Source organism: Sphingomonas sp. ERG5, from assembly GCF_000803065.1.
Taxonomy (GTDB): Bacteria; Pseudomonadota; Alphaproteobacteria; order Sphingomonadales; family Sphingomonadaceae; genus Sphingomonas.
Map to the genome: position 1 here is coordinate 41,268 of NZ_JSXI01000039.1, position 22,112 is coordinate 63,379.

17 protein-coding genes and 1 tRNA gene are annotated in these 22,112 nt (G+C 63.4%); 10 read left to right on the forward strand and 8 right to left on the reverse strand.

Annotated elements, in window-relative coordinates:
* The first annotated feature begins 87 nt into the window (after positions 1 to 87).
* From clpX to OO12_RS14380, 3 genes are all read left to right on the forward strand, one after another.
* Positions 88 to 1,356: an ATP-dependent Clp protease ATP-binding subunit ClpX gene (gene clpX / locus OO12_RS14370; protein WP_034159405.1), complete on the forward strand. Its 1,269-nt coding sequence runs from the start codon at positions 88 to 90 to the stop codon at positions 1,354 to 1,356.
* A 212-nt stretch (positions 1,357 to 1,568) separates the two neighbouring features.
* Positions 1,569 to 2,654: a calcium:proton antiporter gene (locus OO12_RS14375; protein ID WP_034159406.1), complete on the forward strand. Its 1,086-nt coding sequence runs from the start codon at positions 1,569 to 1,571 to the stop codon at positions 2,652 to 2,654.
* Positions 2,651 to 3,259 (forward strand): GNAT family N-acetyltransferase, encoded by a 609-nt coding sequence (locus OO12_RS14380; protein WP_034159407.1) that lies wholly within the window; start codon positions 2,651 to 2,653, stop codon positions 3,257 to 3,259. Before OO12_RS14375 ends, OO12_RS14380 begins: the two co-directional genes overlap by 4 nt.
* Before the next feature lie 27 nt (positions 3,260 to 3,286).
* Here OO12_RS14380 and OO12_RS14385 read toward each other — a convergent pair whose 3' ends face one another.
* The 4 genes from OO12_RS14385 to OO12_RS14400 form a co-directional block, all read right to left on the reverse strand.
* Positions 3,287 to 3,631 carry a hypothetical protein gene (locus OO12_RS14385; protein ID WP_034159424.1) on the reverse strand — a complete coding sequence of 115 codons (345 nt, stop codon included), beginning with the start codon at positions 3,629 to 3,631 and terminating at the stop codon, positions 3,287 to 3,289.
* Between the two features lie 153 nt (positions 3,632 to 3,784).
* Positions 3,785 to 4,381 carry a methyltransferase family protein gene (locus OO12_RS14390; protein ID WP_034159408.1) on the reverse strand — a complete coding sequence of 199 codons (597 nt, stop codon included), beginning with the start codon at positions 4,379 to 4,381 and terminating at the stop codon, positions 3,785 to 3,787.
* Positions 4,378 to 6,102 carry a M1 family metallopeptidase gene (locus OO12_RS14395; protein WP_034159409.1) on the reverse strand — a complete coding sequence of 575 codons (1,725 nt, stop codon included), beginning with the start codon at positions 6,100 to 6,102 and terminating at the stop codon, positions 4,378 to 4,380. The genes OO12_RS14390 and OO12_RS14395 overlap by 4 nt, the downstream gene beginning before the upstream one ends.
* Before the next feature lie 18 nt (positions 6,103 to 6,120).
* Entirely contained in the window at positions 6,121 to 6,705 is a 585-nt protein-coding gene (locus tag OO12_RS14400; RefSeq protein ID WP_160296815.1) for a hypothetical protein, read from the reverse strand.
* A 163-nt stretch (positions 6,706 to 6,868) separates the two neighbouring features.
* On the opposite strand from OO12_RS14400, the gene lon reads away from it, so the two are divergent.
* From lon to OO12_RS14425, 5 genes are all read left to right on the forward strand, one after another.
* Entirely contained in the window at positions 6,869 to 9,283 is a 2,415-nt protein-coding gene (gene lon, locus OO12_RS14405) for an endopeptidase La (RefSeq protein WP_034159410.1), read from the forward strand.
* Positions 9,284 to 9,483: 200 nt separating this feature from the next.
* Entirely contained in the window at positions 9,484 to 9,756 is a 273-nt protein-coding gene (locus OO12_RS14410) for an HU family DNA-binding protein (RefSeq protein ID WP_034159411.1), read from the forward strand.
* Between the two features lie 151 nt (positions 9,757 to 9,907).
* A tRNA-Val gene (locus OO12_RS14415) sits at positions 9,908 to 9,982 on the forward strand.
* Between the two features lie 319 nt (positions 9,983 to 10,301).
* Entirely contained in the window at positions 10,302 to 11,870 is a 1,569-nt protein-coding gene (locus OO12_RS14420) for a hypothetical protein (RefSeq protein WP_034159412.1), read from the forward strand.
* Positions 11,871 to 11,939: 69 nt separating this feature from the next.
* Positions 11,940 to 14,654 carry a TonB-dependent receptor domain-containing protein gene (locus OO12_RS14425; protein ID WP_034159413.1) on the forward strand — a complete coding sequence of 905 codons (2,715 nt, stop codon included), beginning with the start codon at positions 11,940 to 11,942 and terminating at the stop codon, positions 14,652 to 14,654.
* Between the two features lie 48 nt (positions 14,655 to 14,702).
* On the opposite strand, the gene OO12_RS14430 is transcribed toward OO12_RS14425, so the two are convergent.
* From OO12_RS14430 to OO12_RS14445, 4 genes are all read right to left on the reverse strand, one after another.
* Positions 14,703 to 15,320 (reverse strand): prolyl hydroxylase family protein, encoded by a 618-nt coding sequence (locus tag OO12_RS14430; RefSeq protein WP_443024565.1) that lies wholly within the window; start codon positions 15,318 to 15,320, stop codon positions 14,703 to 14,705.
* Positions 15,321 to 15,553: 233 nt separating this feature from the next.
* Positions 15,554 to 18,796 carry a TonB-dependent receptor domain-containing protein gene (locus tag OO12_RS14435; RefSeq protein ID WP_082006545.1) on the reverse strand — a complete coding sequence of 1,081 codons (3,243 nt, stop codon included), beginning with the start codon at positions 18,794 to 18,796 and terminating at the stop codon, positions 15,554 to 15,556.
* A 94-nt stretch (positions 18,797 to 18,890) separates the two neighbouring features.
* The gene (locus tag OO12_RS14440; RefSeq protein ID WP_052215892.1) at positions 18,891 to 19,871 is read right to left on the reverse strand and encodes a FecR family protein; all 981 of its coding nucleotides are present in this window, start codon (positions 19,869 to 19,871) and stop codon (positions 18,891 to 18,893) included.
* On the reverse strand, positions 19,858 to 20,418 hold the full coding sequence (locus OO12_RS14445; RefSeq protein WP_200887477.1) for an RNA polymerase sigma factor: 561 nt from the start codon (positions 20,416 to 20,418) through the stop codon (positions 19,858 to 19,860). The genes OO12_RS14440 and OO12_RS14445 overlap by 14 nt, the downstream gene beginning before the upstream one ends.
* Before the next feature lie 252 nt (positions 20,419 to 20,670).
* Between OO12_RS14445 and OO12_RS14450 the strand changes: the two genes are divergently transcribed.
* Together OO12_RS14450 and OO12_RS14455 are read left to right on the forward strand one after the other, a co-directional pair.
* Positions 20,671 to 21,516 (forward strand): type II secretion system protein N, encoded by an 846-nt coding sequence (locus tag OO12_RS14450; RefSeq protein WP_034159417.1) that lies wholly within the window; start codon positions 20,671 to 20,673, stop codon positions 21,514 to 21,516.
* Positions 21,513 to 22,112, forward strand: a 600-nt coding sequence (locus OO12_RS14455; RefSeq protein WP_034159418.1) for a secretin N-terminal domain-containing protein, incomplete at its 3' end; no start/stop codon positions are given. The genes OO12_RS14450 and OO12_RS14455, both read left to right, overlap by 4 nt.

Genomic DNA, 22,112 nt, shown 5'->3' on the forward strand with positions numbered 1-22,112 from the left:
GATTTTGATTATTGTAGGAATGAAGGCGGGCGGTCTACCATGGCCGCCCGCACTAGCGCGCCCAAGGGGTTGCGAAGGATGTATTGAATGACGAAGCTCAGCGGTGGCGATTCGAAGAGCACGCTCTATTGCTCGTTCTGCGGCAAGTCGCAGCACGAGGTGCGCAAGCTCATTGCCGGGCCTACCGTGTTCATCTGCGATGAGTGCGTTGAGCTGTGCAACGACATCATTCGCGAAGAAACGAAATCCGCGCTCGTCTCGAAAAAGGACGGGGGCGTGCCGACGCCGCAGGAAATCTGCGACGTGCTGGATGATTATGTCATTGGCCAGAAGCGCGCCAAGCGCGTCCTGTCGGTCGCGGTGCACAATCATTACAAGCGCCTCAACCACGGCCAGAAGGGCGCGGATGTCGAGCTTGCCAAGTCGAACATCCTGCTCGTCGGCCCGACCGGCTGCGGCAAGACCCTGCTCGCCCAGACGCTGGCGCGAATCCTCGACGTGCCGTTCACCATGGCGGATGCGACCACGCTGACCGAGGCCGGCTATGTCGGCGAAGATGTCGAGAACATCATCCTCAAGCTGCTCCAGGCATCGGATTACAATGTCGAGCGGGCGCAGCGCGGCATCGTGTATATCGACGAAATCGACAAGATCAGCCGCAAGGCGGAGAATCCCTCGATCACCCGCGACGTATCGGGCGAAGGCGTGCAGCAGGCGTTGCTCAAGCTGATGGAAGGCACCACCGCATCGGTGCCGCCGCAGGGCGGGCGCAAGCATCCGCAGCAGGAATTCCTCCAGGTCGACACGACCAACATCCTGTTCATCTGCGGTGGCGCGTTCAGCGGCCTCGAAAAGATCATCGGCGACCGTCTCCAGGGCAAGTCGATCGGCTTCGGCGCCTATGTCGCGTCGCCGGAGGAACGCCGCACTGGTGAGACGCTGAAGGCGGTCGAGCCCGAGGATCTGCTGAAGTTCGGCCTGATCCCCGAATTCGTCGGCCGTTTGCCGGTGATCGCGACGCTCGAGGATCTCGACGTGCCGGCGCTGGTGACGATCCTGACCGAGCCCAAGAACGCATTGGTGAAACAGTATCAGAAGCTGTTCGACATGGAGCAGGTCAAGCTCGGCTTCACCGATGATGCGCTGGTCACGGTCGCCAAGAAGGCGATCGATCGCAAGACTGGCGCGCGCGGACTGCGCTCGATTCTCGAGGGCATCCTGCTCGACACCATGTTCGACCTGCCCGGCATGGACGGCGTCGATGAAGTGATGATCGATGGCGATGTGATTGAAGGCCGCAAGGAACCGATCCGCGTCTATGCCAAGAAGGACAAGGCGGGCGCCGGCGCCGCGTGATCGCGGTCGCCTGCGATCCTTGATCGTTCCCCGGCAAAGGCTGGGGTCCGGTTGCGAAGCAGGGATGATGCGCGGCATCCATCCTAGCCGGGGCCTGTAACAGGGCCCCGGGCTTCGTGAGGCAGTAATCTGCGGATAACTTGCCCCAAATACTGGCCTTGTCGACGATCTGCGGCCAAGATGGGCCTCAATCGACAGGAGCCGTCCACCGCATGACCCGTAATCCCAGCATTCCGCTCTGGTCGATCATATTACCGCCTGTCGGCCTGATCGCAGTCCTTGCGTCGGTCGCAAAACTCGGCGGGATCGGTGCGAGCATCGGGGCGATCGTCCTGATCGGTTGTGTACTTGCTGCGGTCCATCATGCCGAAGTCGTCGCGCACCGTACCGGCGAACCGTTCGGCACGCTGGTGTTGGCGATCTCCGTCACGGTGATCGAGGTGTCGCTGATCGTCTCATTGATGCTCGCCGATGGCGGCGACGGCGCCACTTTGGCGCGCGATACGGTATTCGCCGCGGTGATGATCATCCTCAATGGCATCGTCGGCCTGTGTCTGCTTGCGGGCGGGGCACGACACCATGAGCAACGCTTCGTCCAGCGCGGCGTGAGCGCGACGCTCGCCGTGCTCGGCGCGATGGTGGTGCTGACCCTGGTCCTGCCCAATTTCACCTCAAGCGTTGCCGGGCCGGTCTATTCCGACAGCCAATTGGTGTTCGTCGCGGTGATGTCGCTGATCCTCTATGCGACCTTCGTGTTGGTGCAGACGGTTCGGCACCGCGACTATTTCCTGCCTGCCACGAGCGGGGCGCTTCCGGCGGATGCGCATGCCGAACCACCGACCATCCGTACCACATGGATGGCGTTCGGGCTGTTGCTGGTTGCACTGGTTGCGGTCGTGCTGCTGGCCAAGGGGCTGGCGCCGACGCTGGAAAAGGCCGTGGTCGGGGCCGGATTGCCGCTGACGCTGGTCGGCGTGGCGATCGCGGCGCTTGTGCTCGCGCCCGAGAGCCTGGCCGCTTACCGCGCGGCGAAGCGCAACCGGTTGCAGACCAGCCTGAACCTGGCGCTGGGATCGGCGCTGGCGACGATCGGTCTGACCATCCCGAGTGTCGCGGTGGTGTCACTGGTGCTCGATCTGCCGCTCAGCCTGGGCATTGATGCGAAGGGCATCACCTTGCTGGGGCTGTCGCTGATGGTATCGATCCTGTCGCTCGGCACAGGGCGTACGACCGTGCTGCAGGGGGTGGTGCATCTGGTGATCTTCGCGGCCTATCTGTTCACGACGATCGTCCCATGACGCTCGAGGTTCCGGCAACGCTGAGCGCAGGGCAGGGGGACCGGGCATCGGTGGCCGCGATGCTCGCCCGGGCCTTTGCCGAGGATCCGGCAACCTGCTTCATCTTTCCCGATCCGGTGGCGCGCGCCAAACGGTTGCCGCGCCTGTTCGGTCTGTTGTTCGATGGCGACGAATCCACCGGCATGCGGCTGGTGACGGCTGGCGGCGCGGCTGCGACCCTGTGGCGCGGGCCGGGAAGATCGCGGACGAGCCGTCTCGAGATGATCCGCAGCGCGTGGCCCATGCTTCGCGCGATGGGCCTCGGAAGCGCGCTCGGTCGGGCGCTGGCGGTGTCGGAGGCGATCGATGCCCATCACCCGGAAGGGGAATTCTGGTATCTGCATATCGCCGGCTGCGACCCGGCGATGCAGGGGCGCGGCATCGGGCGGGCCGCGGTCCAGGCCGGGCTGGATCGCGTCGCGGGCAGCCGGCTTCCGGTCTATCTGGAAACACCGCTCGAAAAGAATATCGGCTTCTATCGCGGCCTGGGTTTCGACCTGACCGCAGAATGGCAGGTTCCGAAGAACGGGCCGCGCTTCTGGTCGATGACGCGATCGGGATCCTGATTCACCCGGCTGCCGGACCCGGCCAGGTTATCGCGTTTCGGCCGCGAGTTTCGCCAGCCAGGCCTTGGCCTGTTTCGGTTCGCCGACCGCGCTCGGATCGACCGGGCCACGTGACGCCATGAAATCGGCATGCAGATCGAACGGGAGCAGCCCGAGACGCGTGCGGGCATCGTCGATCGCATCGGCCGCCTCGATCAATTCGTCGATTGCCGGCGCCCAGAGCGCCGCTGCCTGACGATCCCTGTTATGGCCGAACAAACCCCATTTGCCGGTGGCGCATCGCTCAAGTGCGGCAATCAGCAAGGCGCGATAATCGCTCTCCATGTCCGCCCTGCGTTCGTCCAGCTGCGCCAGCCTGTGGGCCTTCGCCATGTTCATCGATCCTTGTTGTCTTGAGCCGTTGCCGGGCATCGCCATCCTGTCGATGCCCTGATCGCCGCACCCTATGGTATCGGCGACAAAACCAACAGCTTCACGATCCTTGTCTTGGCTCATCGGCAGCGCCTTGAGGGATAGCCAAGCGGATCAGAAGATCCCCGGAACGAAACGGCGCACCCGCGCCGCATAACGATCGTAAACCTCCCCGAACATGTCGCGCAGCAGCCGTTCCTCCTCGGCGATGCGCAGCCAGGTGCCGATGATATAGAGCGGCACCGACGCGAGCAGGTGCAGTGGGTGGCCGAATGCAACCGCCATGGCGATCATGAACAGGAACAGCGCGACATAGATGGGATGACGAACATGGGCGAAAGGGCCCGTCGTCACCAGGCTATGGTCCGACCGGGTTCGCGCCACCAGGCTCCAATTCTGCCCCAGCGCCCGCGCCGAGGTGACGAACAGGCCGATCACCATGGCCATCAGCAGCGTGATCAGGACCGCCTGGCCGATCGCAAAGGGGGAAAGAGGATCAAGCCCGACATTGATCGGTCCGAAACCGGCAAAGCCGATGCCGCATCCCTGCACGACGATGCCGACCAGCGAACGCCGGGACTTCCGCTGCTGGCCGGCATCTTTCACCGCGCCGCGTCGCGCGACCATCAGCGACAGCAGGAAGATCACAAAGCCGATCGCCATGGCCGCCAGGCCCGGCAGGCCGACCGGACTGCTGTGCACGAAGCTCATTTGCCGTTCCCCTTGGCCGCGATGGCGCTCCGCCACGCCTGCAACTCCTCGACGGCGATCGACCGTTTGAGAATGCGGCTGTTCGGATCCGTCACGACATGCGCTTCGGGGGCCACAGTGATCGTGCCCGTCCCGCCGGCCATGGCGACGCGCATGTCCTTGCCGTCGACCTGCACCTCGACCGGCATTGGAAAGGGAAGGTCGCCCGGCACTTTCCAGCTCAAGGTCAGCTTGCTCCCTTCGCGGACCTCGATCAACTCGGGCAGGGCGGCCTGACGGAGATAGACGTCGAAAAACCAGCGATGGTCGGCGCCGGTGACCTGATCGACGAATTGCTGATACTCGGCGGTGCTGCCGTAGCGCGGCGCGAAATTACCCGGTTTCGGATCAGGCCGGCCATAGACGGCAAGGCGGGTGACGTCGCCAAATGCCTGGTCGCCGATCAGATAGCGCAGCGTGTGGAGCATCCACGACGCCTTGTAATAAATGTCGGTGCCTGGACCGCCCTTGTCGAGCTGATAGACGCCCTCCTCGGTGCGGGTGTGGCCCGAGACGATCGCGGCATTGTTGAGGATGTCGGTGCGGTTCGCCAGCATCATCGCGGCATAACGCGCCTCTCCCTCGCGCCAGCGGCCATAGAGTGGCTGCATATAGGTGGCATACCCTTCATGGAGCCACATATCGTCCCAGTCGGCGGCGGTCAGCTGATTGGCGAACCATTCATGCGCGAGTTCGTGCTGGAACAGCCAGTCGAACCCTTCGGGCGCCTTGGCATAGGCGTTGCCATAGCCGTTGATCGTCTGGTGCTCCATGCCCTTGTGCGGGGTTTCGACCACGCCGACCTTCTCGTCGCCGAACGGATAGGGACCGATGGTGCTCTCGAAGAAATCCAGCGTCGGCGCGAATTCGGCGAACAACGCCCGGGCCTGTTTCTCTTCGCCGGGCAAATACCAAAATGTCATCGGAAAACTGTTGCCGAAGCGGCTCTTATAGGTGCCGCTGATCTCCTCATAGGGCGCGATATTGAGCGCGATCGCGTACATATTGGGGTGCTTTGCGCGCCAGTTCCATGTCGTGCGGCCATTGGCGAGTTTGTCGATGCCGAGCAGCACGCCGTTCGACGGCGCCTTCAACCCCTTGGGCACGGTAATGTGCAGATCGACCAGACGCGGCTCGGCGGTCGGAAAATCGAGACAGGGCCAGAACAGGTCGCACCCTTCGCCCTGAACCGCGGTGGCGATCCAGGGCTGGCCGGCGGGCGTCCTGGACCAGACAAAGCCGCCATCCCATGGCGCGCGCACTGCGACATGCGGGGTGCCGCCATAGCTGATCTTCGCGGTGACGGTGCCGTTCGCCGCCACCGGAGCCGGCAGGGCGATGGTCAGACGCCCTTCGGGATTGGCCCAGGCCGATCGCGGCAGCGGCTTGCCGTCGATCGCAATCGCGCTGACCGGCAGATTGCGGTCGAGATCGATCAGCAATCGGGTCAGCGGCGCCCTGGCGATGAAATTCAGTGTCGCGACGCCGCTGATCGACTGGCTGGCGGGCATCACTTCGATTGCGAGGTCGACCGTGTCGAGCTGCTGCTTTGCCTGTTCGGGATCGATCGATCCGCCCGATCGCTGGGTCTGCGCGGTAAGTGGCGGCAATCCCTTCGGCGGAGGCGTCGCCGCGGCGGTCAGCACGATCAGCGATGCGGCAAGCAGAGGGCGGGCGATCATGCGGTGCTTTCTTGGAGGTCAGCGCAGCTCGACCATGAACCGGTCGATGACGAATGTGTAGAAGGGCACGCCGTTCTGCGCGATGCGCAAGCGTCTGGGCCAGCGCAGCCCGCTTGCCGTGACGGTGCCGTCGAAGGTGAAGCGTTCCTGGATGACCTCGCCGCCATCGGGCGCGAACACGGTATAATTGGCGGCGCTGAGGCGGCCGTCCGCGTCGGTCTCGAAGCTGACCGGGGGCAGGCCAGGGCGCGCGGCAAGCAGCCTGTTTCCGGCCGCGGCGGTCGGCGCGCGCAGCAGCATATAGCCATACAGGCCATATTGTTCGCGCTGGTGCCGCAACTCATGCGCGGGCAGGGCGGTCCGCTTGCCGTCGCGTTCGGTCCAGCCGCCGTCCGGCTCGATAATCATCGTGCGAGTCGTCGGTGTGCCTTCGTTCATCATCCAGCTTTCGGAACGGACTCGCCCAAATGGCTCCAGCCGCGCCCTGATCCCCAGCCGGACAGTTCGTTCGGGCGTCGCCACTTCCGCGGCGCCGACCCAGCCGATTGCGGCGACCCGGTCGAGCAGGCGCTGACCGCCCATCGCCGCCGCGGCGCGGGCCACCGGATCGGCCGGAATGCCGCGCGCTGTCGCGATGGCGGGAAGCAGAGTCAGAACACCGCCGAGAACAGTTCGGCGCGTCGTGCAAATCGCACGATTGATGGAACGGCAACCATCACCATATAAGGGTGGACCGGCGCCGCGTTCAGGCGCCCCCGGAGTATTCATGACCCAGTCCTACCCCGTTCTGCCGTTACGCGACATCGTCGTGTTCCCGCATATGATCGTGCCGCTGTTCGTTGGCCGCGACAAGTCCGTTGCGGCACTGGAAGCGGCGATGAACGCCGACAAGGAAATCTTCCTCGTGGCGCAGCTCGACCCGTCGGAAGACGATCCCGAGCGCGACGACCTGTACGACCTCGGCGTCACCGCGACCGTGTTGCAATTGCTCAAGCTGCCCGATGGCACGGTCCGCGTGCTGGTCGAAGGCAAGAAGCGTGCGACCCTGGCGTCGTTGAGTGATGGCGAGGGCTATCTGTCGGCCGAAGTCACATTGCTCGAGGGTGAGCAGGGTGAAGCCGAACTGGAAAAGGTCAGCAATGAGATGGCCGCGCTGATGCGGTCGATCATCGATCAGTTCGAGAATTACGCCAAGCTCAACCGCAAGCTGCCGGCCGAGACCGCCGTGCAACTGACCGAGATCGAGGATCCGTCCCGTCTCGCTGACGCGGTCGCCGCCAACATCTCGGTCAAGGTGTCGGACAAGCAGTCGCTGCTGGTCGAACTCGATCCGGGCAAGCGGCTGGAGATGGCCTTCGCATTCATGGAAGGCGAACTCGGCGTCCTGCAGGTCGAGAAGAAGATCAAGAGCCGCGTCAAGCGTCAGATGGAGAAGACGCAGCGCGAATATTATCTCAATGAACAGTTGAAGGCGATCCAGCGCGAACTCGGCAATGAGGGCGAGGAAGGCGAGGGCGACGAGATCGCCGAGCTGACGCAGAAGATCGCGACGCTGAAACTGTCCAAGGAAGCGCGGACCAAGGCGACCGGCGAGCTGAAGAAGCTCAAGTCGATGGCGCCGATGTCGGCCGAAGCGACCGTCATCCGCAATTATCTCGATGTGCTGCTGGGGCTTCCCTGGGGCAAGAAGTCGAAGATCAAGAAGGATATCGCGGCGGCGCAGGCGGTGCTCGACGAGGACCATTATGCGCTGGAGAAGGTCAAGGACCGCATCGTCGAATATCTCGCGGTGCAGGCGCGCACCAACAAGCTGAAGGGGCCGATCCTGTGCCTCGTCGGACCGCCCGGCGTGGGCAAGACCAGCCTCGGCAAGTCGATCGCCAAGGCGACCGGGCGCGAATTCATTCGCCAGTCGCTCGGCGGTGTGCGCGACGAAGCCGAGATTCGTGGCCATCGCCGCACTTATATCGGCTCGCTGCCGGGCAAGATCGTGACCAACCTCAAAAAGGCCGGGACGTCGAACCCGCTGTTCCTGCTTGATGAGATCGACAAGCTCGGCCAGGATTTCCGCGGCGATCCCGCCTCGGCGCTGCTCGAAGTGCTGGATCCGGAGCAGAATTCGAAGTTCCAGGACCATTATCTCGAGCTCGACATCGATCTGTCCGACGTGATGTTCGTGACCACCGCGAACACGCTCAATCTGCCGCAGCCCTTGCTCGATCGCATGGAGATCATCCGGCTCGAGGGCTATACCGAGGATGAGAAGGTCGAGATCGCGCAGCGCCACCTGATCGACAAGCAGGTCGAGGCGCATGGCCTGAAGGACGGTGAATTCACGCTGACCACCGAAGGCCTGCGCGCGCTGATCCAATATTATACGCGTGAAGCCGGTGTGCGTACGCTGGAGCGTGAGATTGCGCGGCTGGCGCGCAAGGCGCTGCGCCAGATCCTCGAAGGCAAGGCGACGAGCGTGACGGTCACGCCCGACAATCTTGCCGATTTCGCGGGCGTGAAGAAGTATCGCTACGGCCTGAGTGAGGAAGAGAATCAGATCGGTGCGGTCACCGGCCTGGCCTGGACCGAAGTCGGTGGCGAGTTGCTGACGATCGAAAGCGTCACCGTGCCCGGCAAGGGCGGCGCCAAGGTCACCGGCAAGCTCGGCGACGTGATGAAGGAATCGATCGAAACCGCGCTCAGCTTCATCAAGGCGCGTGCGCCGAGTTATGGCATCAAGCCGAGCATCTTCGCGCGCAAGGATCTGCACATCCATCTGCCCGAAGGGGCGGTGCCGAAGGATGGCCCGTCGGCCGGTATCGGCATCGTCACCGCGCTGGTGTCGACGCTGACCGGCGTGCCGGTGCGGCGCGACATCGCCATGACCGGCGAAGTGACGCTGCGAGGCCGTGTGCTGCCGATCGGTGGCCTGAAGGAAAAGCTGCTCGCGGCGCTTCGCGGCGGCATCAAGACGGTGCTGATCCCGGCGGAGAATGAGAAGGACCTGACCGAGATTCCCGCGAATATTCGTGAAGGGCTGAAGATCATTCCCGTCGCCCATGTCGATGAAGTGCTGCGCCTGGCACTGACCGAACCGTTGACGGCGATCGACTGGAGTGAAGCGGACGAACTCGCCGCGCTGCCCCCTCCGGGGGTCACGCCGATTGGCGGCGGGGTGCATCATTAAGGGCTGAACCCGATCGCCCGTGCGGCGATCGGGTCGCCTTTGGGCGATTTTTACGGAAACCACACCTTATTCCCGCCGCATTCGATGCAGTTTGATGACGTTTTGCTTTGACAGGCACTGCGCGACCCGCCTTACTGCGCCACCGGCTTTGCGCCGTGAATCATTCGAGTTGGTGTAAACTGTAAAGGGGGTCTGTAGGCATGAACAAGCAAGAACTGATCGGCACCGTTGCCGACGCGTCCGGGCTGGGCAAGGGCGATGCCAGCAAGGCGGTCGAGGCGGTTTTCGATGCGATTTCCAATTCGCTGAAGAAGGGCGACGAAGTCCGCCTGGTTGGGTTTGGGACTTTTTCGGTGAGCAAGCGCAAGGCCTCGACCGGCCGCAATCCGCGCACCGGAGAGCCGATGACGATCAAGGCGTCGTCGCAGCCGAAGTTCAAGGCCGGCAAGGGCCTGAAGGACGCGGTGAACTGATTGATGATATTTTGATGACCGGCCGGGACTGGACAAGCCCCGGCCGGCTGTCTTAAGGCACGAATAACGGGGCGGCGGTAAACGTCGCCCTGTTGCGTTGACGGCCCGCATTGCGGGGCACCGCAACGACTATCCGTCGCGATGACGCGATGGGCGCGTAGCTCAGTGGTAGAGCACACCCTTCACACGGGTGGGGTCGCAAGTTCAATCCTTGCCGCGCCCACCATTGCTGGTCGTGGCCGGCAGTGCCGCCTGCTTTTTAGCGGGCGCCGACAACGTCACTAACATTTATCATGTTCGAGCGGGGCAGGGCCGTGAACGCCTGGTCGCATCCGGAAGCGGTCATGGGCAGGCGCGAACGTCTCGCCCGTCACATCATCGTAACAATGTCATCATTCTGAAATCCTTTCGTCATCAAAACGTCGCCGAAACCGCGCTGTGGAGTCACGTATCGTCCCTAGCGACCCTCATGCGGTCGGCAGGGGGAACACCGAGTCGATCCGAAGGGAGCAACCGCTCCTGCCCACAGATCGAACGGAGTTTTTATGGCCAGTTTCAAGCGCACTAGCCTCACCCTGCTGACCAGTTGCGCAGCCCTTGCGCTTGGCGCGTGCGGCGCGAGCGACATTGCGTCACCCGGTGAAGGCGTGATCGTCGTACCAGCCCCGACTCCCACGCCGGCTCCGACGCCCACCCCGACGCCGACCTCGCCCGTATTGGTCACGCCGGCGGCGTCATGTCCGACCATTCCGGGGCCGGATCAGCTCGTCAATAGCGGCACGATCAGCGGCCCGACCGGCGAGTACCGCAACTGCGCCTTCCCGGCGCGCTTCACCGCCAATACCCAGATCGCTCGCACCACTGGCGTGATCTATTCATTGCCGGGCCGCGTCGATGTCGGCACCGATCGGGGCGCGGCAAGCACCGGCAACAACGTCACGCTGACGATCGACCCGGGCGTGGTCGTGTTCGGCGCGACCGGTGTGTCGTTCCTCGCCGTCAACCGCGGCAACCGCATCGATGCGGTCGGCACGCCGACCCGTCCGATCATCTTCACCGGCCGCGGCAACGTCACCGGATCGGTGGACGACAATTCGTCGCAGCTCTGGGGTGGTGTCGTCCTGCTTGGCCGTGCGCCGATCACCGACTGTCTCGCCCCTGGTGCAACGCCGGGTACGGTCGCGTGCGAGCGTGACACCGAAGGTACCAGCAACGCGCTGTACGGCGGCGCGACGCCGGCCGACAACAGCGGCCGGATGCAATATGTCCAGATCCGCTATTCGGGCTTCATCCTGTCGGCGGCATCCGAACTTCAGGGCCTGACTCCGTCGGGCGTCGGCAGCGACACCGTGATCGACCATATTCAGGTCCATAACAGCTCGGATGACGGCATCGAGGTCTTCGGTGGCCGGGTGAACATGAAGTATCTGGTGTTGACCGGCAACGAGGACGACAATCTCGACACCGACGTCGGCTACAAGGGCTTCGTCCAGTTCGTCATTGCGGTGCAGCGCAACGGCGTCGGCGATGCGATGGTCGAGGCCGATTCGGACAACACGCTGGAAGAAAATACACCACGCCAGAACACGCGTCTGGCAAACTTCACCTTCGTGCAGCGTTCGACCACCGGCGCCGATCTTGCGGCGATCCTGCTGCGCGGCAGCACCGACTATACGCTCGTCAACGGCGTGGTCGTCAGCCCCAACCTGGCTTGCCTGCGCATCAGCCGTGCCAATACGCTTCGTGCCGCCGATCCCGCGCTCGATGAAGCCGGTCCGCCGCGCTTTGAATCGGTCAACATGTCCTGCGCGGCCAATCCGTTCCTCGGCAATAGCGGCGTCACCGATGCGCAGGTTCGCACCACGTTCGAGGCCGGTACGAACAACATCTCGAACCTGACCTCGACGCTGACCAACGGCTATATCAATGGCGCCAATGAAACGGCCCGTCCGGCGTTCAACGCATCGACGCTCGGCAGCTTCTTCGTCAACACGACCTATGTCGGCGCGGTCAAGGACGCGGCTGACACCTGGTATGCCGGCTGGACCTGCAACTCGGCGACGGCGAACTTCGGCGCGACGAGCGCTGCCTGCACGACCTTGCCGACGACCTGATCGGCCAAACGGGGCGGCGTCGCAGGACGCCGTCCCGTATTTTCAAGAAATTACCCCGGGGGATAATCCATGTCGAAGCCGCTCAGTCTGGCGAGCTTGCTCCTCGTTTCCACCGCGCTCGTGTCACCTGCAGCTTTCGCGCAGGACGCCGCGCCGGGTGGCGCGACGCAAAGCGCAACGCCGGCCGCCGATCCAGCCACGGCTGCCGACCCGGCACCGCAGGAAGAGCCGGCCGACGTTTCGATTCCAGGCGGCGGCAACCCGGGCGCCGACATCGTGGTGACCACCACGCGCTCGCGCAATCTCATCCGCACCACGCCGCAGGTCGTCTCGGTCCTGTCGAGCGCCGACATCGCGCGCACGGGCGAGGGCGACATCGCCGGGGCATTGCAGCGCGTGACCGGCCTCAGCGTGGTCGGCAACGGCTTCGTCTATGTCCGCGGTCTCGGCGATCGCTATTCGCTCGCCTTGCTCAATGGCTCGCCCTTGCCGAGCCCCGAGCCGCTCAAGCGCGTCGTCCCGCTCGACATCTTTCCGACCAGCGTCATCGCCTCTTCCTTCGTGCAGAAAAGCTATTCCGCGAACTTTCCGGGCGAATTCGGCGGCGGCGTGATCAACCTGACGACGAAGGCGATCCCGCGCGACGCATTCCTGTCGGTCGGCGCTTCGGTCAGTGGCGACACCGTCACCACCGGGCAGCTCGGTTATACCTATGCCGGCAGCAAGACCGACTGGACCGGCTTCGACAATGGCACCCGGACCATCCCGACCCTGTTCCAGAATGCGCTGTCGAGCGGCAATCTGATTGCCGTCGGTGAGCACTACACGACCGAACAAATTGGCTTGATCGCCTCCAGCCTGTCCAACGCGCGGACCACCGTGCTGCAGCGCAACAACAATATGCCGGTGAACTTTTCTGGCGAGGTTACCGGTGGCGGATCGATCGATCTCGGCGGCGCCGAGCTCGGCCTGATCGCGACGGCGAGCCTCAGCAACACCTGGCGCACCCGTCAGACGCTGCAGCAGACCGCAGGCGCGCCGGACCTGTCGATCGCCGACAATGATTTCACCCGCGTGATCACCGACAACCGCGTCGTGGCCAGCGGCCTGATCGGTGCCGGGCTGGAATTCGGCGAGAATAAGATCCGCTGGACCAACCTGTATATTCGCGACACGCTGAAGCAGGGCAGCCTGGCGGTCGGCAATCGCTTCATCTCGGCCAATCGCGACCTTCTGGTCCAGAACACCGCCTGGTACGAACGCCAGCTGATCGACACCCAACTGACCGGCGAGTTCAAGTTCGACAAGTTCAGCCTCGATCTGCGCGGCGGATATGCCAATACGCAGCGAGAGGCGCCGTATGAGCGCAGCTTCACCTATGTCCGGACCAACCAGGCATCGGATCCGACGGGCAACAAGTTCGTCAACGACCTTGGCGGCAATAATCTCGAAGGCGTCGCGACGGTATCGTTCAGCGACCTGAACGAAAATCTCTACTCGGCCGGAGCCGATCTCAGCTATCGGGTCGCACCGGGCATCACCGGGACGGTCGGCTATGCCTTCACCGACACCGGTCGTACCTCGACCCGCCGCGACTTCACCTATCGCGGCAGCAACCTGCCGATCAGCGTGCGGCAACTGCGTCCCGACTATCTGCTCTCCGACTACACGATTCAGGCCTATGATATCGTGTTGCTCGAAACGTCCGGTTCGGCCGGCACCGCGGCCTTCGACGCCAAGCTGCGCACGCATGCCGGATATGGCCAGCTCAAGGCCGAGATCATCCCCGGCCTGAAGGCGGATCTCGGTGTGCGGTATGAAACCGCCAAGCAGACCGTCGTGCCGATCGACCTGTTCGGCAACGGCGCCGGCTCAATCGTCTCGACCAATCTGAACAATGATTACTGGCTGCCCGCGGCGACGCTGACCTGGGAAGTGGCGAAGGATGTTCAGGTCCGTGTCAGCGGGTCGAAGACGATCGCGCGCCCGCAGTTCCGCGAACTCGTGTCGCAAATCTATCTCGATACCGATTCGAACCGTCAGTTCCGCGGCAACCCTTCGCTCGTCGATTCGAAGTTGACCAATGCCGAGGCGCGCGCCGAGTGGTTTTTCGCACGTGATCAGCGCGTGACGCTTGGTGGTTTCTACAAGAAAATCGACCGTCCGATCGAGACATTCTCGTCATTCAACTCGGATGGGTCAGTGAATACGAGCTTCGCCAACGCACCGAAGGCGACGCTGTACGGCGCCGAATTCGAGGCTCAGAAATATTTCAGCCTTGCCGACATGTTCGGCGGCAGCAAATTCTTCTCCCCCCGCCGTTTGCTGCTGGTCGCCAATTATACCTATAGCAAATCCAAGATTAAGGTCGGTCCGAATGACCTGGCGGTGATCAACGGTGTGTCGCAGAGCGCGGCAAACCTGTTCCGCGACGGTCAGCCGCTCACCGGTCAATCGGACCATCTGATCAATCTGCAGATCGGCATGGAAGATACCGACAAGCTGTCGCAGTTCACGTTCCTGGCAAATTACGCAAGCAAGCGCGTCACCAGCCGTGGTCCGTCGGGACAGCCGGACATTTATGAAAAGCCGGGCATCGAGATCGATTTCGTTGCGCGTCAGGGCGTCAAAATGTTCGGACTCGACACCGAGATCAAGTTCACCGCGCGCAATATCCTGGCGACCAAGTATCAGGAATATCAGCAGCTTGGCGGCAACAAGATCTTCTATAACCGCTATAATGTCGGCGCGAGATTCTCGCTCGGGATCGGGGTCAATTTCTGATCCTGCGTGGCGCCGCGCCGGCCCGAAGCCGGGGCGGCGCCACGCAGATCATGCCCAACCCCAGGGGCGTTCGCGAAACCATTTCGTCACGACATATTTGACGCCCGATCGAACCTTCATCCCCTGATGGATGGTGGCGGGATTGGGCGTCCCGTCGGGCCGCAAATTGTTCCAGGCGAGCAGCTTGCCCACCTCCGGCTGGACGATCTTGTCGATCGTCTTGAAGCGCGTCGCGCCGCCGGCTTCGGTCTGGTTGAGATAGATCATCACCGTCCAGGTACGCTGCCCCGCGACGCTGCAATATTTGAGATAGTCGACACCGGCGGGTTCGAAATAGTCGGTATGCCCCTTGAACTCCTGTCCCACGGCATAGCGTTGCCCTTGCATCGGCTCGCCATGGGCGGGATCCAGCCCGGTGAACGCCGTGATCAGCGCGTCGATTTCCGCCACCACCGGATCGGCGCGGTCCAGGTCGCAGGTTTCGCTGGTCCGGAAACCGGCGTCGCCGTTTGAATCCGAGATGGTCGATGGGCGGCGCTGCGCCTCGATCCGTTCGATCAGCGCCGCGCAACGGTCGGGCGACAGAAAGCCGCGACGCAGAAACAGCGTCAGCTTCGGGCTGGGCACGCGCTGCACGCCGGGTTGCGCCCCGAGATGCGTGACCATCGCGTTGGAGGGGTGGCCCGAGCCGAAATTGGTGGCGGTGGTGAGGGGCTGATTCATCGTCGCAGGCTTTGCCAAAACCGGCTGGAATTCGCCAGCCTGGACAAGCGCGATTGGCCTGATTCCGCGTCACGCGGCGGTGGCGGAAAAAAAGCGGCGATGACGACTCGGGGGGCGGAGGGAGTCGTCATCGCCCGAGGGGGGAGTGAGGACTGACCGATCCGGTCAGCCCGAACTCAGAATTTCTTCGCCATGCTGAAACCGATAATGCGCGGGTCGAGCGTGAAGACGTTGGTGGTCAGCCCGCTGTCGTCGCTGTTGATGAAGGCGCCGGTGATCGGTGTGTCATCGAGCAGATTCTTGACATAGAGCTGGAAGGTGAGGCCGGATTCCGGACGTTCCAGCGTGACCGCCAGGTTGGCGTTGCCCCAGGAACGAAGCCGGTCGTTGACCGCATTATAGACCCGCGCCCAGCTTTTCCCCTGACGGTAATAATCGCCACGGACGGTCAGGCTCCACGCATTCATCGGGATGGTATATTGCGCCCCGATATTGGCGGTCCAATGCGGCGCGTTGGGCAATTCATGGCCGGAAAGATCGTCATAAAAACCCCTGCCTTGATTCTGACCCACATCGCGATAGGTCAGCGGGTCGTAGACGAAATCGCCATATGGATTGCCTGCCGGGAAGCCGAGGTTCAGGGCCTTGCTCGGAAATGGGCAAAAGCCGGAAATGGAGAGGTTGACCAAATCCCGGCTGAACGGGTCGTCATACAGGATCTGCGCGAATTTTTCGACCAGCGCTTTGGGCGCAATGCAGTTTGATGCCTGTTGCAGCCACGGTTTGACGACCACCCAATCATCATGGCCCTGGGTCCGGTTCATGACATCGATCGATCGTTCGCCTTTGCCGATCTTCGTTCGCAACAGGCCGAGATTGGCATTGAAGCGGAGGCGCGGCGTGGTGCGCCAGATGGTCTCGAGCTCGAGACCCCAGGTCTGTGCGTCATAATTCTCGTTCTTCGTCGCGCGGTCGATGATCTGCGAGACCTGATAATCCTTATAATCATAGAAAAAGGCAGTGGCGTTGAGCTGGACCTTGCCGTTCGCGAAGCTGTTCTTGCTGCCGATCTCGAATGCATTGACGAATTCAGGCTTGAAGCGCGGATCGGTCTGGAAGAATCCGAGAAACTGTGGATCGGACCCGATCCCGGGCGAATTGGTGCCGCCCGCCTTATAGCCGCGCGCGTAGGACGCGTAGAGCAGACTGTCGTCGGTAAAGCTCAGGTCGGGCTTCCAGTCGACCACCAGGCGTCCGGTGACCTCACCCCATTTCTGCTTGATGTCGGGCAATGCCGGATAACCGCTGTTGACATAGCCGCCGCCATATAGTCCCGGCGTCAGCAGCGTCTGGGTCGGATAGGGCGTGGTGATCTTGATATCGCGGGTATAGCGCAGGCCGGCAGTGACTTTGAGCGCATCGCTCACCTGCCAGTAGAGTTCACCGAAGCCCGCCCAGCTTTTGGTACGCGCGACGTTGCGGCTGCGGAAGTAGTTATGTCCGTCGCCGTTGATCTTATCGATTGGATTGGGGTCGATATAAAGGCAGGTGGCGCCAAGGCTGCCGGGGTCAGGCTGGTTCTTGCCAGGCGGGCAATAGACGGGGACGCTGCCAGCGCCACCCGCTTCGCGATTGAGATAATTTACGCCCACCAACGTGAAGGTGTTGTTGAAGACGAAATAATCCTCATCGATTTTGAAATCGAGATAGTTGACGCCGAGGTTGAAGTTCAGCGGCCCGTCAAAGGAGGATTGCAGGCGAAATTCCTGCGACCATTGACGGCTTTTCGCGCGGTTGAGATCAACCGCGAGATACCCCTTGGAGCAACCGAGCTGAGGGTCGCAAAATGCGCCGCCGGGCAACAGGTTGTAGGTCGGTTCCGGACCGTTCGGTCCGAACCAGAATAAATTCCCCAATGATGTGTCGGTAAAGATCGGCCTGGACTGGAAACGCGCATAGTCCTGGGTCGAGTAATAATTGTCGCGCGTCCAGCCGGTCTGGGAAACCAGCTTCAACCCGTTGTTGATCTCGAATTCCAGGTTGAGTTGGGCGACATCGTTCTTCGCCCGAAACTTCGGATCATAGCTGGTCGCGATCTCCCGCAGATTGCGCGATTGCACCGCACCCGCGAACGGATCGGTGCCGAAGGGAATGGCCGTGGCAAAGCCTGCGTAATTGCCATCCGCGTCCAAGAGTAAACCCACGCCGCCACCCGGGCCGGAACTGCCCGCGATCACATTGGGCAGGCTGGCGCCATTGGGTATGCCAAACGCGGCGTCGTCATAGAGTGAACCCGCCTTGCACCCCTGGCTGAAAAAGCCGCCATTGGGCGTCGTTACCGGCGCGGCGCCGATCCTGGTCGGGCTGGGATCGTTATGGCATAGCTGTTTGCCGGTGCGGGAGCGGCTGTCATTTTCGCTGAAATGCTCCCACACCAGGCTCGCTTTGAAAGCGCTGCTTGGCTTCCAGGTGATCGATGCGCGGCCGCCCCACAGGTCGCGGCCGTTGACGCGGCGGTTGGTGGCCGTGTTGAAATCATAACCGTCGCGCTTGGTGAACGCCCCCGCAACCCGCACGGCCAGCGTATCGCCAAGCGGCACGTTAAGCATCCCGCTTGCCCGCATCGAGCCGTAATTGCCGGTTTCAACCTTGAAGTCCGCCTTGAGGCGATCGGGGGTCGCCAGATTGGGGATCATGTTGACCACACCGGCGGTCGCGTTGCGGCCGTACAGCGTGCCCTGGGGTCCGCGCAGCACCTCGATCCGGTCAACGTCGAAATATTCCTGCTCGAACAGCCGGTTTCGCACCAGAGGCATCGAATTGAAGCTGATCGCCACCGCCGGGTCGGTGGTCACGGACAATGCCTGGGTGCCGATGCCGCGGATCTGGAAATTATAACTGGCGAAATTTGTCTTCGAAAAACTCACATTGGGCGTGCCGCGCAGCAGCTCGCTGCCGCCCTCGATCTTCTGCTCGTCCAGCGTCTTTGCCGTGAACACCGAGATCGCGATCGGCACGTCCTGAATCTTCTCCTCGCGCTTCTGCGCGGTGACGATGATGTCCGGGCCGGGGTCGTTCTGCTCTGCCTCGGCCTGCGGCGCCGCGCGGATGATCACGACGCCCGTCTGCGTCCGGTCGTCGCTCACCGCCAGGCCGGTGCCGGCCAGGAGGCGCTGCAGTGCGGCGGCCACCGTCATGGTGCCGTGGACCGCGTTGGTGCGCTTCTCGCGAACGCTGTTGCCGTCGGCGACGATCTCGATCCCGGCCTGTTTGGCAAAGGCGGGAAGGCCGGTGGCGGCCGGTTGCGCGGCCAGGTCGAAGCTGCGCGTCTGCGCATGGGCCGGCGCCGCCACCATGGCGATCGCCGCGACACCCGTCATCGCGCCGGCACGGAATCCCGGAACAGCAAATCCCCGCATGAAAATCCCCTCCTGATCGTGAAGACGCTTGTGCGCCGTCGTTATTGATCAGGATGCCCGGGCCATGCGTTTCCGATGCCCGCGATGAAAAAAATCAGCTGCCTTTCGGCGCAATATGAATGTCGCCGCTTGACGTCGTGAGCCGCGCGTCGAGCAATACGGCCACCGATCGCATGAATCTCTCGGGATCATCGACCTTGAAATAGCCGACGATCGGCGTGCGGCCCAGCACGGGGTCGTCGATGACCAGCTTGCGACGATTGTAACGGTTGAACTCCGTCACCGCATAATCCAGCGGCTCGCCGTTCAGCGCCAGGCCGCCGCTGCGCCAGGCCAAGGCGCGTTCGATTTCGGCGCCCGCCGGGACCGCGACGATCCTTGTGGTCGCGTCGGCCACGAACGCGCGCTCGCCGCCGCTCAACCGGGTCGGTTCGGTGCGATGGTCTCCGGTCCAGGTCTCCACGACACCCTGGGTCACCAATATGTCGACGCCGTCGGCATGGCGGCGCACCGAAAAGGCCGTTCCCACCGCGCGGACATGCACATCACCCACTGACACCAGGAAGGGGCGCGCCTTGTCGTGCGCGACCTCGAACCAGGCCTCGCCATCGTCGAGGGTGATCTGCCGCGTCCGCTTCGCCATCGCCACCGTCAGCCGGCTCGCCGTATTGATCGTGGCAACGGACCCGTCGGAGAGCGACAGGCGCCGGACTTCGCCGATCGTGGTGGTGAAGCTCTCGCCGGCCGGCCAGAGCAGCCCGCCGCCGATCCCGGCGACGGCGGCGGCAATCAGCGCGCCGCCCCCGACCAGCTTGCGCCGGCTGAACAGCCGGGTGCCGGACGGCTCTTCGGCGGCGATGTCTTCGGGATCCGGGTCTTCCGGACCGGGCGTCCGGCCCGCCAGCGCGCGCCCGCGATCGAGATAGACCAACGCTGCCTCGGCACGCAGCAGGGCGCCCTCGCGGCGCGCGTCTGCGGCAAGCCACAGGTCGAGGTCGGCCTGATCGTTGGCGGTAAGGGGGCCGGCATCGCGACGGATGGCCCAGCGCGCCGCGCCGTCCTCATCCATTGCCATGATTGCCCTCCGTTTTCTCATCCCGCGTCCCCGATAAAGGCGTTTCAATGCTGCCATCGGCGGCCAATGCCTTCAGGATCAGCTTCAATCCGCGCGTCGCCTGTTGCTCGACGCTATGTTCGGCAATCCCCAGCCGCGTCGCGATCTCGCGCTGCGGCACGCCTTCGATCCGCCGCAGCTCGAAGATTTCGCGGCAGCGCGCGGGCAGCGCTTCGATCAACTGCCGGATCCGGTCCAGTTCGCGGCGCGCACCCGCGCGCCGCTCCGGGCCGGGGTCCTCGTCTTCGAGCACCATCGCCTGCATTTCGGTCAGGCTGTCGATGCGCACGATACGATCGCGCCGGATCCGCTGCAGCATCGCCATCCGGGCGGTGGTGAACAGATAGGCCCGACCGTCGCGAATATGCGCGACGCTCTTCAATCGTGCGATGTTCAGATAAGCGTCCTGCACGATATCGTCGATTTCCCAGGAGGAGGCCGCCATGCGCCGCAACCGGGCGCGCAGGGCTCCCTCGTGCGGAATGATGTTGCCCGCCACCCATGCCACGATTTCCGCCCGACTTTGCGTCAAAACCGATCAGCCTTTCACGACCCCACCTGCTCTTCACCAGGATGCACGACGCCATGATTTCCGACGTTTCGGGACATCTTTGTTGTCGCCGATGTTGAAATGACAGGCAGATTCGGGCTTGCCTAGTGTCGGCTCCCAACTTTGGCGTGTCATGGAAGGTTCACACTTGTGCCGTGTGACTGTAACACTGGCCGCCTAGCACCTGCGCGACCCGGGGGATTCTCTCACATGCGCCTCGCACTCGACGCCCGCGCGCGCCGTATCCTTCGGCGGCTACCGCGCACCAATGTCTACACGGCGCTCGAGCTTTTGCTGCTCGCGGTGCTGGCGGTGCAATGCGCGCGGCTGTTATGGATGATCGTCACGCCCGTCGGCCCGCTGGGCAATTGGCGCCCGGCCGAACCCGGTGTCGCCGGCTCACCCGCCGCGATCCTGCGCGGCTTCGATCCCTTTTTCCGGCTGAGTGCGGGCGGTGACGGCAAACCCGCTGTCGTGACCTCGCTGCAGATCACCCTGTTCGGCACGCGGATCGACGAAGCCGTGGGTGGCGGATCGGCGATCGTCGCCGGCCCCGACGGCGTGCAGCAAAGCGTCGCCGTGGGGGGAGAGATCATGCCCGGCGTGACGCTGAAGGCGGTCGCTTTCGACCATGTCACGATCGACCGTGGCGGTGCCGCGGAGGATCTGTTCCTCGATCAGTCGGGGGCGGTCGAAACCGTTGCGCCGGCAGCGTCCGGCTCCGGCGGCAACCCGGCGCCGGCCGCCGCTCCCGGCGCGGTCGGATCGCGCGCCACGACCCTGGCGCAGGTCCAATCCGATATCGGCTTCATCCCGCGCGTCGACAGCGGCCGCGTGACCGGGCTCGTCGTGCGCTCGCAAGGGTCGGGTGCGGCCTTTCGCGCCGCCAATCTGCGCGACGGCGACATCGTCACCGCGATCGCGGGCCGCGCGGTCACCGGCCAGGGCGATATTGAACGCCTGGCCGGGCAATTCTCCGGCGGCGGCAATATTCCGCTGACCGTCGAACGCGGCAACACCACCATTCCACTTGTCATCTCGATAGCGAGCCAATGAAAAAACCGATTCTCGCCCCTGTTCTTGCCTGCCTGCTGGCCGGGCCGATTCTCGCGCAGACGACATTGAACGTCCGCGATGCGGATATCCGTGCCTTCATCGCCGATGCCGCCAAGGTGACCGGACGCACCTTCATCATCGACAATCGGGTGCAGGGCAAGGTGACGGTGGTGACCGATCGCCCGCTCAGTCGCTCCGAATATTTCGAGGTGTTTCTCTCGACCCTGCGCGCCAATGGCCTGGTCGCCGTACCGACCTCCAACGGCGCGCTCCGCGTGCAGCCGATCGATAATGCCGCGTCGCAGCCGAGCCGGGTCGGATCGCGCGGCGCATCGCGCAACAGCTTCGTGACCGAGGTGATCCGGTTGCGCTCGATCGATTCGGCCTCGGCGGTGGAAACGGTGCGCGCGCTGGTCAGTCCGCAAGGATCGGTCACCGCCAATCGCGGCGGCAATTCGATCGTCGTGGTCGATTTCGCCGACAATGTCCGCCGCGTGCGCGAAGTGCTGCGCCAGATCGACACCGACAATGCCGCGACCCGCGTCGTCGCGCTGAAAAACGCCGGCGCGCGGGAAATCGCCAGCGCGTTGCAGGCG

Bases quoted from the DNA above. Each gene is read 5' to 3' on its own strand.
- clpX (WP_034159405.1), top strand. From the start codon at position 88: ATGACGAAGCTCAGCGGTGGCGATTCGAAGAGCACGCTCTATTGCTCG.
- OO12_RS14375 (WP_034159406.1), top strand. From the start codon at position 1,569: ATGACCCGTAATCCCAGCATTCCGCTCTGGTCGATCATATTACCGCCT.
- OO12_RS14380 (WP_034159407.1), top strand. From the start codon at position 2,651: ATGACGCTCGAGGTTCCGGCAACGCTGAGCGCAGGGCAGGGGGACCGG.
- OO12_RS14385 (WP_034159424.1), bottom strand. From the start codon at position 3,631: ATGGCGAAGGCCCACAGGCTGGCGCAGCTGGACGAACGCAGGGCGGAC.
- OO12_RS14390 (WP_034159408.1), bottom strand. From the start codon at position 4,381: ATGAGCTTCGTGCACAGCAGTCCGGTCGGCCTGCCGGGCCTGGCGGCC.
- OO12_RS14395 (WP_034159409.1), bottom strand. From the start codon at position 6,102: ATGATCGCCCGCCCTCTGCTTGCCGCATCGCTGATCGTGCTGACCGCC.
- lon (WP_034159410.1), top strand. From the start codon at position 6,869: ATGACCCAGTCCTACCCCGTTCTGCCGTTACGCGACATCGTCGTGTTC.
- OO12_RS14410 (WP_034159411.1), top strand. From the start codon at position 9,484: ATGAACAAGCAAGAACTGATCGGCACCGTTGCCGACGCGTCCGGGCTG.
- OO12_RS14420 (WP_034159412.1), top strand. From the start codon at position 10,302: ATGGCCAGTTTCAAGCGCACTAGCCTCACCCTGCTGACCAGTTGCGCA.
- OO12_RS14425 (WP_034159413.1), top strand. From the start codon at position 11,940: ATGTCGAAGCCGCTCAGTCTGGCGAGCTTGCTCCTCGTTTCCACCGCG.
- OO12_RS14430 (WP_443024565.1), bottom strand. From the start codon at position 15,320: ATGGTCACGCATCTCGGGGCGCAACCCGGCGTGCAGCGCGTGCCCAGC.
- OO12_RS14435 (WP_082006545.1), bottom strand. From the start codon at position 18,796: ATGCGGGGATTTGCTGTTCCGGGATTCCGTGCCGGCGCGATGACGGGT.
- OO12_RS14440 (WP_052215892.1), bottom strand. From the start codon at position 19,871: ATGGCAATGGATGAGGACGGCGCGGCGCGCTGGGCCATCCGTCGCGAT.
- OO12_RS14450 (WP_034159417.1), top strand. From the start codon at position 20,671: ATGCGCCTCGCACTCGACGCCCGCGCGCGCCGTATCCTTCGGCGGCTA.